Source organism: Chelatococcus sp. HY11 (assembly GCF_018398335.1).
Classification (GTDB): domain Bacteria; phylum Pseudomonadota; class Alphaproteobacteria; order Rhizobiales; family Beijerinckiaceae; genus Chelatococcus.
In genome coordinates, this window is sequence record NZ_JAHBRX010000001.1 from 712,270 (window position 1) to 726,960 (window position 14,691).

At 63.2% G+C, this 14,691-nt stretch carries 11 protein-coding genes; 3 read left to right on the plus strand and 8 right to left on the minus strand.

Features of this window, described 5'->3' with window-relative positions; all coding sequences use genetic code 11:
* The first annotated feature begins 38 nt into the window (after positions 1–38).
* Positions 39–1,073 (plus strand): GDP-mannose 4,6-dehydratase, encoded by a 1,035-nt coding sequence (gmd, locus tag KIO74_RS03520; protein ID WP_213330566.1) that lies wholly within the window; start codon positions 39–41, stop codon positions 1,071–1,073.
* 195 nt (positions 1,074–1,268) lie between these two features.
* Here gmd and KIO74_RS03525 read toward each other — a convergent pair whose 3' ends face one another.
* From KIO74_RS03525 to KIO74_RS03535, 3 genes are read right to left on the minus strand one after another with little or no spacing between them, the layout of a single operon-like run.
* Positions 1,269–2,591: a glycosyltransferase family protein gene (locus tag KIO74_RS03525; protein WP_213330568.1), complete on the minus strand. Its 1,323-nt coding sequence runs from the start codon at positions 2,589–2,591 to the stop codon at positions 1,269–1,271.
* On the minus strand, positions 2,591–4,948 hold the full coding sequence (locus KIO74_RS03530; protein WP_213330570.1) for a glycosyltransferase: 2,358 nt from the start codon (positions 4,946–4,948) through the stop codon (positions 2,591–2,593). The genes KIO74_RS03525 and KIO74_RS03530 overlap by 1 nt, the downstream gene beginning before the upstream one ends.
* A 4-nt stretch (positions 4,949–4,952) precedes the next feature.
* A complete protein-coding gene (locus KIO74_RS03535; RefSeq protein WP_213330572.1) occupies positions 4,953–6,134 on the minus strand; it encodes a class I SAM-dependent methyltransferase in 1,182 nt (393 codons plus the stop codon).
* Positions 6,135–6,411: 277 nt separating this feature from the next.
* On the opposite strand from KIO74_RS03535, the gene KIO74_RS03540 reads away from it, so the two are divergent.
* Positions 6,412–7,620: a glycosyltransferase family 4 protein gene (locus KIO74_RS03540; RefSeq protein WP_213330574.1), complete on the plus strand. Its 1,209-nt coding sequence runs from the start codon at positions 6,412–6,414 to the stop codon at positions 7,618–7,620.
* Between the two features lie 36 nt (positions 7,621–7,656).
* On the opposite strand, the gene KIO74_RS03545 is transcribed toward KIO74_RS03540, so the two are convergent.
* From KIO74_RS03545 to KIO74_RS03565, 5 genes are all read right to left on the minus strand, one after another.
* Complete coding sequence (locus KIO74_RS03545; RefSeq protein ID WP_213330576.1) at positions 7,657–8,580, minus strand: NAD(P)-dependent oxidoreductase; 924 nt, start codon at positions 8,578–8,580, stop codon at positions 7,657–7,659.
* Between the two features lie 254 nt (positions 8,581–8,834).
* Positions 8,835–9,824: an extensin-like domain-containing protein gene (locus KIO74_RS03550; RefSeq protein WP_213330578.1), complete on the minus strand. Its 990-nt coding sequence runs from the start codon at positions 9,822–9,824 to the stop codon at positions 8,835–8,837.
* 442 nt (positions 9,825–10,266) lie between these two features.
* Positions 10,267–10,422 (minus strand): DUF3309 family protein, encoded by a 156-nt coding sequence (locus tag KIO74_RS03555; protein WP_213330580.1) that lies wholly within the window; start codon positions 10,420–10,422, stop codon positions 10,267–10,269.
* 599 nt (positions 10,423–11,021) lie between these two features.
* Positions 11,022–11,750, minus strand: coding sequence for an SIMPL domain-containing protein (locus KIO74_RS03560; protein WP_213330582.1), 729 nt, complete (start codon positions 11,748–11,750; stop codon positions 11,022–11,024).
* Positions 11,751–12,389: 639 nt separating this feature from the next.
* Positions 12,390–12,662 carry a hypothetical protein gene (locus KIO74_RS03565; RefSeq protein WP_213330584.1) on the minus strand — a complete coding sequence of 91 codons (273 nt, stop codon included), beginning with the start codon at positions 12,660–12,662 and terminating at the stop codon, positions 12,390–12,392.
* A gap of 435 nt (positions 12,663–13,097) precedes the next feature.
* Between KIO74_RS03565 and glpK the strand changes: the two genes are divergently transcribed.
* Positions 13,098–14,603 (plus strand): glycerol kinase GlpK, encoded by a 1,506-nt coding sequence (glpK, locus tag KIO74_RS03570; protein ID WP_213330586.1) that lies wholly within the window; start codon positions 13,098–13,100, stop codon positions 14,601–14,603.
* The last annotated feature ends 88 nt before the right edge of the window (positions 14,604–14,691 follow it).

Sequence of the window (14,691 nt, forward strand, 5' to 3'; positions counted from 1 at the left end):
CATGGAATGCCCGCGTTTTCTCAGAAGGATCGAGGCGAATGGCAAAACGGGCGCTGGTAACGGGGATCACGGGACAGGACGGGGCTTATCTCGCGAAGCTGCTTCTCGAGAAGGGCTATCATGTCGTCGGATCGATGCGCCGGACCACTGTGGCGTCTCCCCTGCGCCTCATTGAGCTCGGCATCGCTGATTCCGTCGAACTATGCGACATCGACCTCTTCGAATATAGCAACATCGCCCGCGCGCTGGAGCGCGTGAAGCCTGACGAGATCTATAATCTCGCTGCCCAAAGCTTCGTCGGCCTGTCCTTCGAGCAGCCTTTGTACACGAGCGAGATCGACGGCATCGGCGTCGCCCGTCTCCTGGAGGCGATCCGTTCGGTCGTGCCGACCGCGCGCTTCTATCAGGCCTCGACCTCCGAGATGTTCGGTAAGGTCCAGGAGACGCCGCAGCGCGAGATCACGCCCTTCTACCCGCGCAGCCCCTATGCGGTGGCCAAGCTCTACGCGCATTGGATGACGGTGAACTATCGCGAGAGCTACGGCCTGCACGCGACCTCCGGCATTCTCTTCAACCACGAGTCGCCGCTGCGCGGCCGCGAGTTCGTCACCCGCAAGATCACGCATGGGCTCGCCCGCATCAGCGCCGGCGAGATTGACCGCATCGAGCTCGGCAATCTCGACTCCCAGCGCGACTGGGGTTTCGCCGGCGACTACGTTGATGGCATGTGGCGCATGCTGCAGCAGGACGAGGCCCTCGACTATGTGCTCGCCACCGGCCGCACGACCTCTGTCCGGGCTTTCGTGGAGCAGGCTGCAAAAGCGGCCGGGTTCGATCTGGCATGGCGCGGGGCCGGCATCGAGGAAGAAGGCTTCGATACCGCGACTGGCAAGGTGATCATTGCCATCAGCCCACGTTTCTTCCGCCCGGCGGAAGTCGATCTGCTCATCGGCAATCCCGAGCGCGCCAAGACCAATCTTGGCTGGGAGGCGAAGACCAGCCTGCAGGACCTCGTCACGATGATGGTTGAGGCGGACATGCGCCGGGTGCGCGACGGCAAGTCCGGCATCTGAGGTTGAGATAAGGCAGTCGGGCCGCTTGGCTTTTTCGTGAGCAACACGGCATCGGCCGTGTTGCTTGAGTGACGGGCAGGGATCCGTCTGTCAGGTGCTGTTGATCCCTTGATAGCGTTCCCGGACCGCATTGCGACCCGCCCCGATCGCTCCCCTCCAGGGGGGTGTTGCCTCCGGCTCGACCGGCGTGTCCGCTCAGGCCTGCCCCGAACCGTCGAACTTGCTTTGATAGTTCATGACGGCCTTGATCTTGGCCGCTCTCTCGCGGCCGAACATGCGCTCGAGCGCGGTATCCGCGCGCGCCGTCAGGTGGCGATAGGCCATGCTGGAGCGCCGCTCCTCAGCGAGATCCTTGATGGACAGCAACTGCTCGACATAGGTATCGGGGCCGTGATGCGCCGCCAGATGCCGGAAGCCGTTCAATCCAGTCTGCGCGTAGGCAAAGCGGTCCCGGGCCAGTGTCGTGAGCACGCGATCAAGGTCCGCCGCCTCGGTGTCCTGTTCGATCTTGATGACGGTCTCGTTGGGCAGGTCGCCATACCAGCCCGTATTGGTGACGACGGAGGGCGCCCCGGCGGCCCAGATGCGCATCTGGCTACCCGATGCCTCGCCGATCGAGGGATAGCGCAAGTTGAAGACAAGGTCCGCCCGCGCGATCGCGCTGTCGAGGATCGGCTCCGCGACAAAGCCGACGATCGACACGAGATCGTCCAGCCGCTGCCGGCGGATTTCGGCGCGGACCGCATCAGGATCCCACAGTTCGCCGAAGATGCGCAGGCGAAATGGATGCTTTTCCCGGAAGCGCGAGAGCGCTCCCAGTATGCTGAAGAGACGGCGTTGTGGGCCGATGTAGCCGAACTGCACGAATTCCAGGACGCCAGATGTCCGCGACTTCGAGGGCGGGTTTGGCGGGGCCTGGAAGGCCAGCGGCAGCCTCAGCGCCCCGACGCCACGCGCCGTCACGGCCTCCTCGACGGCCCTGGTATGGCATACGACGGCCAGCGAGGCATCGGCGAGATAGTCGATGAACGGATACTGGCGCGCCAGCTCGTCGATATGCGGCTTGCCCTTCTCCATGTGCTGCTTGGCGGCGAGCAGCCCGGCGGCCCCATACCGCTGCTCGACGAGGGCAAGGTAGCCCGCAGGGTCCTGCCGACGGACCATGTAATCCCAATACATCGAGTGGTGATAGCTCAGCTCGTGCGCCACTAGCACGCCCGGCACCTTGAACATGACCTCGCGGATCGCCGCATGGAAGCGTCCGTCGTTGCCCATGTTGTAGAAGATGAGGTTGCTCTTGTTCAGCTTGCCGAGGTCGATGCTGCGCGGATCATAGACAATGACCTCCGCGTGCCGGGCCAGCGCGGGGTCGGAGCCCGGCTGGTCGGTCCAGAGCCTCACATCAGCGCGTGCCGACAGGGCGGGCAGGATGCGCGCGGAGAAATGGGCGATATCACTGCGGGCTGGCGGTAGCGGCGAGAACCAGTCCACCAGCGGACGAGCAGTCTGCGCGGCCATCACGCTTCCCGCAGCTCGGGCTGGGCCATGAAGGCCTCGAAGGTCGCGCGTTTGAGCGGAAGCAGCACGGAGTTCGTCGTGTCGAGGATGTCGAACCACCCATGCCCGAGATGGAACAGGCGGATGCTAGCCGCGCCCTCGTAACGCTCGGGCTCATCTCCCAGGCGTAGGCGGACGTCGAGCGTTTCACCCGGCCCGACGCTGCGGGGCAGGGCAAGCCGGACAAACTCCTGGGACAGCTCACCATCGTCGTTGAGCCAGCGAACCTCGAGCTGCACGGGGTCCAGGCCATCGTGAAGCCAGGTTACCGGGCTCTTGTTGGACAGCGAGACCTGCACGTCCAAATCCGTCGGGCGGCGGCGCGTGGCCAGAATTCCGCCACGATAGCGCCGCGGATCGGAGCTGTAGAGCTCCAGCGGCGCCTCGGAGGGGCGCAGGTTGCGCGTGCCGCGATAGAGGGTCGTCTCGCCCAACAGAACCGGGTTGCGGCGCCAGGCCATCAGCACGTCGGCGGTCTTGGCCTCGACGGCCTGGTCATAGACATCGGCCGTGCTCAGGCGGTCGGTGTCAAAGCCCGCCTTACGCATCAAGAGTTCCACCTCATGGGGCGTCCACTCGCGTTGATGGCGCCCATGGATACCCATCAGCGGCATGAAGATGCCGAATGAGTAGGGTGAATGGCCGTTGAGGAGGCGGGCGGCCGACTGATGCGACGTGATGTTGGGCGTCGTCACCAGAACCTGGCCGCCTGGGCGCGTGACGCGCGCGATCTCCTCCGCGAAGAAGGCTGGATTGACCGGCAGATGTTCAAGGATCTCCATCGCCAGGACGACATCAAAGCTCGCGTCGGGGAACGGAAGCCGCTCGCGCTCGACGTTGCACTTGACGCGATGCACGTCGAAATCAGGAACTCCAGCGACCTTGGATTTGATCGTGTAGTTCATCGGCGCCGCCGAACCGCGCTCCTCGACGGCGGATATCCACACGTCGGGCGCATAGCGCTTCAGCAGTGCGCCAAAGACGTAGGGCTCGGAAGCGCCGATATCCAGCACGCGCATGCCGGGCTTGAGATCGAGCATTGCGAGCGATGTGAGATAGCGGATGAAGTGGCGCTGGTAGTAGATCACCGCATCCGGCGTATTGAACGCCTCGTCGAGTTCGAAAACCTTGCTGAGTTCGGCGACGCTGTTGATCCCCGTCTTCGCGATGACAGGCGCGATGTCCGGAAGCACGGCGCTGGCGACAACCGCGCTCGGGCTTGGCCTGTGTGCCACGGGAGGCACGTCGATCGCGGTGGCGGCCTCGGTATGCTCGTTCGTGAGCTGCGCGATGACGTTCTGCCAGGAGATGCCCATCGATTGATAGCGATCCCACGCGGCGGAACCCATCCGCTCGGCCTGCGCGGTGTCCTCCCATATTTCATCCATCGCCGCGGCGAGGGAGGTTGGATCGGGCGCGGTAATGAAACCGCTTACGCCATCCTCGACGAATTCAAGCGGACCGCCGGAATCCGCGCAGGTCACCACAGCCTTGCGCGACAGCATCGCCTCAAGCGTCACATAGCCATAGTCCTCATCGCGCGGCGGGTAGACGACGGCCCGGGCGCGGGCGTAGGCGTCCACCATGCCGTCGTCGTTGATCGCGCCGCGCCAGATCACGCGGTCGTCGACCCCGAACTTCACGGCAAGCTCATGAAGCTCCCGTTCCTGCTGCGGGTTATCGGCGGCCCCGGCAAACATGACCTTGACCGGCGCGCGCGTCCGCGCCAGCGCCTCGACCACCAGCGACTGGCGCTTCGGGAGGGAAAGCCGGCTCGGGAAATAGAGGTAATCCTCGTATCCACGGCAATCATGGCGTTCCGCGAGCGGCGGGGGATGATACAGCGCCGTGGAGGGTACCCCGTTATACCGTTGCAGCCGCTTGGTCACGTTTTCCGAGATGGTGAAAACAGCCTTGGCGCGCCGCATGGCCAGGTTGTCGGCCTGCCGGATGGCATCCCGTGCCAGCTTGCCGTCCTCGTGAAAAAGGAGATCGCCATGGCCGGAATCCCACTCGTCATAGGCGCCGCGATATTGGTGCAGCAGCCACATCACCATGTTGGGGTGCTGGCCGAGATAGGCGGGGAACTTGAGGCCGATGGCAAGATCCACCGGGACCGCGTTGTAGTTGCTGAAATCCGTCAGCGTTGCCGCGACCATATGATCGAGCAGCGTCGACGGCGGATACCACTTGAAGGGCAGCGAGACAATTTCGGCATTGTGCCCGTAGAGACGCAGCTGGTCGCGGAGCCTGTCGGCGAGCAACTCCGCGCCGCCGCGAACGAATGGCACCTGGGCCGTGATGATCGCGATGCGCATGGCCTCAAACCCCCGGCTTGCGGGCGAGGACTGCGTAGTCACGCGGCCCGAAGAGCAGTCGCGCCACATCCTGCGGCAAGCTGCCGTCGCGCAGATAACGGTCGCGCCAGGGATGGGGATGAAGCGGACGGATCTTCACAGGTGTGAAACCGATCACTTCCATCAGGCAGGTGGTGAGCTCGGGAGGCAGCGGCTTGATATGGGTCGGGTCGAGGTGGAAGCTGAAAGCGCCCACCAGAAGGCTCTCTGGGTTGGGTGTTTCGAACAGCGCCAGTCCACCCGGCGCCAGCACCCGCATGACTTCGGACGCGAACTGCGTCAGCACCGCAAAGGGAAGGTGCTCGATGAGGTGGAAAGCGGAAATCATCGGTATCGATGCGGGGGGCTGCTCCTTCAGCCAGGCGAGGGCGTCGGCGTTCAGCACCGGCAGCCCGTGCGCGCGCGCGCTGGCGAGTTGCGCTTCGTTGTTGTCGACACCCAGGCAACGGATCCCCGCGCGTGACAGCACCTCGAGCCATTCTCCACGGCCACAGCCGAGATCCACCACGGGGCCTGTGCTGCCGACCGCGCCAATAGTTTCCTGGGCTTCCGGCAGGAAAACAGAGACCCGTTCGCGAATGTCCTCACGCGAACCGCGAAAGCGGTCCTCGAACGTGGCATAGAACGTCGTCAGGAGCGGATCCGGGGTGCCATCGGCCTTATCCTGGAGATCGGCTCGCGAGGTGCCCGCCGGCAGCTTCCGCACGTCCTCGAGCAGGAGCGAGAGGCGATGGGCAAGCTCGGTATATGAGCGCCGGGACGCGCCCCACTCGTGGTCGCCCCGGTCCATGACATCGGCCACGCGCTGCTCCAGTCCCTGCATGCGCAGGTCCAGCCGCTGCACCGTCTGGCCGACGGTTCCCTGAATGCTCGCTTCCGAACGGGCCTGCAATTCGGCGAAGCGTTGGTCTATGCGGCGGGGGTCGATGACAGAGCGAATCTCGTTTTCGATGACCGCGCGCATATCGCGGACTTCATACTCGACACGGGTGAGGCGCTCGGCAAGATCCGCCATGTCATGGCCAAGCCGTGGCAGTTCCAGACGCGCCGCGCGTGCCAGGGCCACCGGCGCGGTGGCCAGCTGATATGTGCGCCGAATGAGGGGGCCGAAGAATGGAATGCGTGCGACGCCAATCTTAAGTTTCAAGAGTAGGGACACGTATTGCTACCTCGACTGCCGCTCGATACTGACAATGGCTCTGCGATTGGAAAGCAGGTCCATATCAGCGCCACATTCTGGATATTGCACAGCATGCTGTTTCCAGCAGATGGCGCCTGTTGGCCTAGCTATATGACTGCGCCTGCCTAAGCAACGCCCGATATGGGCCTTGCGATCAAGGCAGGGGCGCATGTTTACCGCGCTTTGACACTGTTTGGTTAAGAACCTTCATTCGCGTTGCCGCGACAGGAAAATTGAGATTCTCATGGTTGTTTCAGTCTGCGTGGATGTGACACCGGTGCGATCGCGCCTCACCGGAATTGGTCACTATACGCTTGAGGTCGTCAAGGCGATATTTGATATTTCTCAGAATGAGTTATCGCGCAGTAATAATAACGATGAGGTAAGAGTTGACGTATTTGATGGCTTCCGGGTGAGGTCTATCGAGGAATTCGTCTCTTTTTCAAGAGCGCGCGAGAGCGGTAGTGGCCAATATTGGGGAGATAGGCTCGAGAAGCAGATAGGTATCCGCGCACGCGCTGTATTCGAGCGCTATGGCGGAGCGCTGGCGCGGCGCTACCACGGCCGCATCGGCCGGGGGCGCTATGACGTCTTCCATGCCATGAATTTCTTCGCGCCAGCGCCGCTCGGGCGGGTGACGATCCCCGAGATCTACGACATGTCGGTGTTGCGCCATCCCAATCTCCATCCGGAGGAACGCGTGCGGTGGTTCAACAACCGGCTCGCCTCCATTGCGGAAGCTCCGCGCGTGCTGACGATTTCAGAGTTTTCCGCCCGTGAGATCACCGATCTCATCGGGATTCCGCCAGAGCGCATACGTGTCGCCTATCCGGGCGTCGACACGCGCTTTTTTGAGCGGGAGCAGGTCGAGGATGGCGCTGTCCTGTCACGCTTCGGGATCACCAAAGGCCAATATGCCCTCAGCGTATCGACGCTTGAGCCTCGCAAGAACCTGCGCACGCTCGTCGATGCCTATTGCCGTCTGCCCGCGGAGCGCCGTGCGTCCATGCCGCTCGTTCTGGTTGGAGGGGCTGGCTGGGGCGAAATGCATTGGCCGGCAGCCACCGAGGCCCTCGTGCGCGACGGGCAGATTCGCTTCACCGGATATGTCGACGATGTGGTGTTGCGCACGCTCTATCGCGGCGCGGCGGGCTTCTTCTATCCGTCGATCTACGAGGGATACGGGATGCCGGTGACTGAGGCGCTTGCCTGCGGATCCCGGGTCGTCGTCGCCAGCGGCGGAGCCGTGGAAGAGGCCGCCCTTGGCCAGGGTTTACTGGTCGATCCGCTCGATACGCCCGCGTGGACACGGGCTTTCGAGCAGATCGGCGACGAGGCGGGCGGTGAAACCGAGGCGATGCGGGATGTCCGCCGTACCGCTGCAGCTCATCGCAACTGGCGGGAGACGGCCCGCATCACGCGGGACGTCTATATCGAGGCGGCAACGTCCTGACGCCGGCGGTAGTAAAAAATAATACGTGGATAATTTTTACGACGACGCGTGACGGCCTGCGATGCGGCGGCAGTGATTCAATGCCGCCTCGATCAAATTGTCGCTCGCCTCCGGCGTACGGAAAGCCGAATGGGCGGAGAGGGTCACATTGTCGAGGCCGGTCAGCGGGTGCGTGGCGGGCAGGGGCTCCGTCTCATAGACGTCGAGCGCCGCATGGGCGAGCTTGCCTGACCTGAGCGCCTCGATCATCGCGGTCTCGTCGACGAGAGCGCCGCGTGCCGTATTCACCAGGATGGCGCCATCCCGAACCTTGGCCAGCCGCTCACGCGAGAGAAATCCCCGGGTTTCGTCGTTGAGCAGAAGATGCAGCGACAGGACGTGGCTCTCCGCGAGCAAGGTGTCCATGTCGACGAAGGTGACGCCGGGGCAGCTCTTGGCGCTGCGATTCCAGGCGAGTACGCGCATGCCCGCACCCGCGGAGAGGCGCGCCATTTCCGCCGCTATACCACCGAAGCCGATCAGCCCGAGGGTCTTGCCGGTGAGTTGCACGCCGTTCGTCAGGCGCCACTGCCCGGCCCGGATCCCGCGATCCATGAGTGTGAAGCCCTTGGCCGCAGCCCACATCAGGGCAAAAGCACATTCGGCAACCGCCGTGTCGCCATAGCCGCGGATGAGATGCACGGTGATTCCGAGGGCGGCGAGCTCCTCCACATTCATGTAGGAGCGCGCGCCCGTACCGAGGAAGACCACGTGCTTCAGCCCCATGCATTGGCGGGCGATCTCGGTCGGAAAATGCGTGTGATCGATCAGCGCGATCTCCGCATCCGCGATGACACCCGGCAATGCCGCCGGGCGGATATCCGGCTGACGGTTGATATGCAGAGAAATGTCATCAGGGCGATGAAGTCGCTCGGCGACTGCGGCAAGGGTGGGGCTGGCATCGACAAAAACGGCCTTCACGCGGATGGGTCCTTATGTGGCGGCGAGCGGACAGTTCACTCCACGCGCTGCGAAACGGCGAGATGGTCGCAGTGCGCATATCCAATCCGGAGCAGTGCTCGCTCAAAGACAGAGCTTCACCCCGATACGATCGGAGTGCCGTCACTCTAGAGTATGCGGACGGCAGCATGAACCGCTTTTCCCCCTTAAAGGGGCGTATTCATGCTGAAAACAGTTCTCTCCGCTGCTTGGATGATCATCACGTGCAGGAGCTTCTATTTCTTGTCGCCGCCGGGCAGCGTCCATTGGCAGATGCCGCGCCCCGGGCGCCTGGGGATCAGGTCTACGTGCAGGTGATCCTCGTGATAGCCATCCGATCCCGGACCGAGAACCGTGCCGAAACGGTTGCAGGCGCTGGCTTTCAGCAGCTGCCGGGCGTTGACTGTCAGGCCGTCGCCGCGGATCGTCAGGCTCCGCTTGTTCGCGAGCGTCATGGGCCCGAGATCGAAGGCGAGGCCGTTTCCGTGAGCGGAGGGCTTGGCGCCCGCCTGCCGGTTGCGCGGTCGGCAATTGTAGGAATCCGCAACCGCGATCGCGGTGAGCGGCGAACCGGTCGCATCGGCGATCGGGACGATGTCGTCCCTGACCCAGGCGGCGATGGCAGCGGCGGTGGCGCAGGCGAGGACAGCAGGCGGACTGAGTGTGACGCGTCGGTTTTCGCCGATCAGGATTGCTTCCAGCTGAACCGGTCGTTCCACGGCGCATGCGCCCGCCACGGGGACGCGCACCGCCGGTTTGACGATCATCTGGGCGACGCCGTCGCAAGCCTTCGCCAGATCGGTTACCGCAGGCTGTTCCACGGCAGGCGGTAATGCTGGTGAGGGCGCGTCAGCACTTGCGGGGGTATCGGTGGGGGCTGGTTGAGCAGGGGGCAGGCCGATTTGCGGGGGGCGTCGCGGTGGCGCCGGGATATTGGCCAGCGGGACGGCGGGTGAAGCGCCGCCCCTCGCGGCATTGCCGGGCAAGACCGGACCGGGCGTTTCAGCGGAGGGGGGCACGGAAGATGGAGCGGTTTCTTGATGAGGGCGCGGAGGGGGCAAGGGAGCGGTCGCGGGAAGGCGCCCCGCGACCTGCCCTGCAATAAGGCTCTGGCCTGCCTTTCGCTTTTCCGGCTTCGACGCAAGATCAAGCGGTGCCGCGTTCAGACTGGATAGGCCGCAGCCAGCGAGAGCCGCGGTCAGCACCAGATCGCGGAGCTTGATCATTCAACCGCACGAACCGGTCAGCATCCGCGGCAGATACTTTTAATGGCGCGGCGGCTGCTTTCGTTGAGGCGCGCGTCAAGAATAGCCGCGCGGTCCTCGATCACCCGCCCCTCCGCTATATTCTGGCCGACGATTCCGGAAGGCGGCTGGGAGGAGGATGACGGTTGTCGGTGGACGCCGGCCGGCCGACCGATCTGTTCTCCGGACGGTGACGGCGCGGGGACGATCGCTCCAGCGGCCGGCATTCCGGGTGCTGGCGTATTCGGGATTGAGGATGACTGCGCCATCGACGAGAAGGTCTGGGTCATCGACGCCACGGCGAGGGCACCCAAGAAGAGGCTCGTGCGTCGCCACCGCGGCGACGAAGTTGGGGTCGTTAACATCTCAAGCCTCCTTTGGCACTGCACCACAATAGAAAGATCATCCTCCCATGCTCAGGTAGCTATATGCGTCCCAAGAGAAGGAGAATGAGCAGAACTATAAGAATCAATCCAAGTCCGCCGCTCGGATAATAGCCCCATCCTGAGCTGTACGGCCATGTAGGTAGTGCACCGACGACAAGTAGAATGAGTATGATGAGGAGTATGGTTGACATCATATACTCGCAATTGATCGAATTTCTTTGTTTTCGAAGTCCATGTCGCAATTCTCCTCCCCTGCCGAGAAGTCGATCGCTTCATGACATTCCTAGTGCAACGCGCGATCGCGGCATTTTGTTTCCAAATTGTAACACTTTGCCATTGAAAACTGCTCAGGCTGAAGCTTCGCTCCCTAGGTAGGGACGTGTGGCGTGAGGATCGCGCTGTTTCCGGGCAGGCCGCAGGCCTGCTTCCTCGATCCAGAACCAATGCCGCTTTCGATGGTGAGCGGGGGGCTGGCTGCGCTTGTTGCGGATAGGGCATCGGTTTTGGATGATGGCGCCTCGTTCAGCCGAGGTCGCAACATGACGGCGCAGGAGAAGTGTCCAAGCGGTGCATCGCCCGCGATGCGCGCTGGCGATAGCCGAATGACTCAATCAGTGCCGACCCTCGCAAGGAGCCTTAGCGCGCCGGACTGGTCTCAATCGGCCATGCTCGGAAGAGGGGACGTGATGGCCCAGGTCGCCGCTCGATTGCGATCGGTCGGCGACGATCCAAGTCTCAGATAAACAAGTGGGGGCCAGCCGGCTTGCGACCGACCGGCCCAGGGAGTGGCGCGTTACTGCGAAATCTCGTAAGTGACACGGATACGCACGTTGAAGTCCCGCTCGCCGGCCTCGATCGGCACGGCCGATGATTTGGCAAAATCAGCGCGGGCAGCCATCATCATCGGGCGCGGCCCTTCCATTGACGGCTCGGCGATGGCGATGACGCGGCCGAGCTTCACGCCGGCCGCGTCGGCATAGAGTTCGGCGCGACGGCGCGCATCCTTGACCGCCGCGGTGCCAGCCTTGTCGAGAAGTGCTGATGGCTCCGCCACGTCAAAGCTGATGCCATTGATCTGGTTGGCGCCGGCAGTGATCGCCGTGTCGAGAATGGCACCCAGTTTGCTGAGGTCCCGGATCCGGACGGTGACGCCGTTGCGGACCTCGTAGCCATCGATGCGCGGCGCCTCGTCCTGCTGCTTGGATTGCACGTAGCGGGGCTGCACAGAGAAGCCGGAGGTCGAGAGATCGCGGGCCTCGATGCCCGCCGCCTTGAAGCGCTCGATGACCGCCGTCATGGCCTTGCTGTTGGCTTCGGTCGCTTCGCGCGCGGACTTCGCGGTCGTCACGACATTGGTCGATAGCGTGGCGATGTCCGGGGCGGCGGAAACGCTGCCTTCACCGGTAATGGTGATCTGGCCGGGGCGTGCGCGCCCGGCACCCGCTCCATTGTCCTGTGCATTCGCGGCGCCGGCGGCGCCGATAAGGGCAAGGGCAAAGACAAGAGGAGCAGAGATTTTCATGGGACCGTCCTGACAAAAGAGATAGGCAGCGAGAGCTTGACGCAAGAAATACGACAAGCGTGAGGCGACCATACCCGCCGCGAGCAGCCAAAGCGATCTGCAATGGACGCACCGAAGCATGCGCGCACCGTCGCCCGAGCATGATCTTGGCCTTGTATTACGGTTCGGGACAGCGGCTATCATGCCGGCGCACTAGATTTCCAGTGTTGCTGCTCCGCGATCGAGCGGGTAACCTTCAGCCAAGGCGCGAAGGAGCGTAGGCTTGAGCAATGTCCGACCCAAGTGAAGCACACGTCTCCGCGGCCCCATCAAGTCAGTCACGCCGCGCCGATCCCTCCGCTCAGGGGAGGGGGCGGCGCAGGCGCCCGCGGCTCAGCGCTTCCGTCAGATCGGGACGTGCTGGACGTGAACCGCCGCATATCCGAGTTCAGCTCGCGGACCCTCCAGGTTGAAAAGCTGCGCGCGGTTGCTCCCACGCAATAGCAGTCGGCTGAACGGGGACATGCCGGAACGTTCACCTTCCGGCGCATTTATAACTGCCGCCCAGCCTGTCCAAAGGACAGGCGCGACATCAGTCGGACCAGTCTGCTCGCGACAGGCCGATTGGCCCCGCGCTGAAGCGGGCCTTTGCGTGATGGCTCAATGGGCGCTGGCGCTTAAGGCCGGCGACATGCTCTCGACATCGTCGGCCAATGTCCAGATCACGCTGTCGGCATAGCGACGCCCCTCGAGCGCGGCCCTGCCGGGGAGTTGTCCGCTTTTCTCATAGGCCTGTCGGCGCATCTCGGCGAGAAAAACGACAGCGAGGTCAGTCCGCCCTTCCTCTACGGCTCTGCCGCAGAGCATCCACATGGCGCCACGTGCAATGACCTCAAGCACGGCCAGCCGGCCGGCAATCTCATCATCGGACAATGAACTCTCCAATAAAAATTCAGCAGCAATATCTTACGATAACAGATTAGATGCCTGCGGGCGATATGATTGAAGAGAAATAATTCAGATAGTCTTCGATGTGATGTGCATTGCGGGGATGCAATCGAGCGAGGATATGACCATCTGCATTATAAAATTCATGTAAATTGTTGATTCTAATCCCTAATTTACGTCAAAGAAATCACTCTCCCGTGGTGGTGGGACTGTCCGGGCCGGGTGTCGCGCCTCACGATGATCAGTTGTTCTAAGTGAAAGCGTTCCAAATATCAGCGCTCATTATCATTCGTAACCATCGCGCCGATGCGACCGCCATGCGCCATGCAGTCGGGCGGGGGTTTACATCGGGGTGCGGATTGGCAAGCTGACGATCCTTCGATCCGGGCTCGCCGGGCGGCCAACGACAGGGGAGACGGGATGGGGCGCTATGTGGGGGCAATCGATCAGGGAACGACGAGTTCCCGCTTCATCCTGTTCGACCGGCAGGGGGACATCGTCGCGCAGGCCCAGAAGGAGCACGCGCAGATCTATCCCCGGCCGGGTTGGGTTGAGCATGACCCCGCGGAGATCTGGCGCAATACGCAGGCTGTTATAAGCGAGGCGCTGGCTTCGGCGCACATAAGGCCGACGGATATCACGAGCGTCGGCGTCGCCAATCAGCGTGAGACCACGGTGGTGTGGGATCGCAAAACCGGCACTCCGCTCCACAATGCGCTCGTCTGGCAGGATACGCGCGTCGACGCGATGGCGAATGCATTGGCGAGCGACGCGGGCGCCGGCGGTCGCGATAGGCTGCGGGCCAAGACTGGGCTTCCACTCGCGTCCTACTTCTCGGGATTGAAGCTGCGCTGGCTTCTCGATCATGTCTCCGGCCTCCGGGCGAAGTCGGAGGCAGGCGAGGCGTTGTTCGGCACGATCGACAGCTGGATTGTCTGGAACCTCACCGGCGGCCCCGATGGCGGATGCCATGTCACCGATGTGACCAATGCCAGCCGTACCCAGCTGCTCGATATCAACCGGCTGGCATGGGACGAGGAAATCCTTGATCTGTTCGCCATTCCCGCCGCCATGCTGCCCCGTCTCGCATCGTCCAGCGAGGTCTATGGGGAGGCGCGGGGCAGTCTTGCCGGGGTGCCGGTCGCCGGCATTCTCGGCGACCAGCAGGCGGCGCTCGTCGGCCAGACCTGCTTCTCGCCGGGCGAGGCCAAGAATACTTATGGCACGGGCTCCTTCACGCTGATCAACACCGGTGAGAGGCCCTTTCAGTCGACCTGCGGGCTGATCACGACAATCGCCTATCAGTTCGGTCAGGCCAAGGCGGCCTATGCGCTGGAGGGCTCCATCGCCGTGACGGGAGCCCTGGTGCAGTGGCTGCGGGACAATCTGGGGCTCATTCCGTCGAGCAGCGACATCGAGCGCCTGGCGCGTTCCGTGGACGACAATGGCGATGTGTATATCGTGCCGGCGTTCTCCGGCCTCTATGCCCCCCATTGGCGTCCCGATGCGCGCGGCGTGATCTGTGGGCTGACGCGTTTCGCCAACAAGGGGCATATCGCCCGCGCCGCGCTCGAGGCCTCGGCCTACCAGACCCATGACGTTCTGAAGGCGATGGCGGAGGATTCCGGCATCGAGATCACCGCGTTGCGCGCTGACGGCGGCATGGCGGCCAATGAACTTTTGATGCAGTTTCAGTCCGATGTCCTTGGGGTGCCGGTCGTGCGTCCCAAGGTCGTGGAAACGACGGCGCTTGGCGCCGCCTATGCGGCGGGACTGGCGACGGGCTACTGGACAAGCCTCGAGGATCTCAGGGGCAACTGGGGCGTGGACCGGCGCTGGGAACCGGCTATGCCGGCTGAGGCGCGCGCGAAGCTTCTCGCCGCTTGGAACAAGGCCTTGGAGCGGTCTTTGGGGTGGGTGGAGTAGGGGCAAGCTCGGGTTCCGTTGCCCGATCGGCATTGTGGGCGGCGGCAGGCGCACGGGAACCTCACCGTGTCATCCCGGAACGATCGTC

Coding starts and splice junctions, on each gene's coding strand:
- KIO74_RS03560 (WP_213330582.1), bottom strand. CDS start 11,750: ATGAAAATCTCTGCTCCTCTTGTCTTTGCCCTTGCCCTTATCGGCGCC.
- gmd (WP_213330566.1), top strand. CDS start 39: ATGGCAAAACGGGCGCTGGTAACGGGGATCACGGGACAGGACGGGGCT.
- KIO74_RS03525 (WP_213330568.1), bottom strand. CDS start 2,591: ATGGCCGCGCAGACTGCTCGTCCGCTGGTGGACTGGTTCTCGCCGCTA.
- glpK (WP_213330586.1), top strand. CDS start 13,098: ATGGGGCGCTATGTGGGGGCAATCGATCAGGGAACGACGAGTTCCCGC.
- KIO74_RS03530 (WP_213330570.1), bottom strand. CDS start 4,948: ATGCGCATCGCGATCATCACGGCCCAGGTGCCATTCGTTCGCGGCGGC.
- KIO74_RS03550 (WP_213330578.1), bottom strand. CDS start 9,824: ATGATCAAGCTCCGCGATCTGGTGCTGACCGCGGCTCTCGCTGGCTGC.
- KIO74_RS03540 (WP_213330574.1), top strand. CDS start 6,412: ATGGTTGTTTCAGTCTGCGTGGATGTGACACCGGTGCGATCGCGCCTC.
- KIO74_RS03555 (WP_213330580.1), bottom strand. CDS start 10,422: ATGATGTCAACCATACTCCTCATCATACTCATTCTACTTGTCGTCGGT.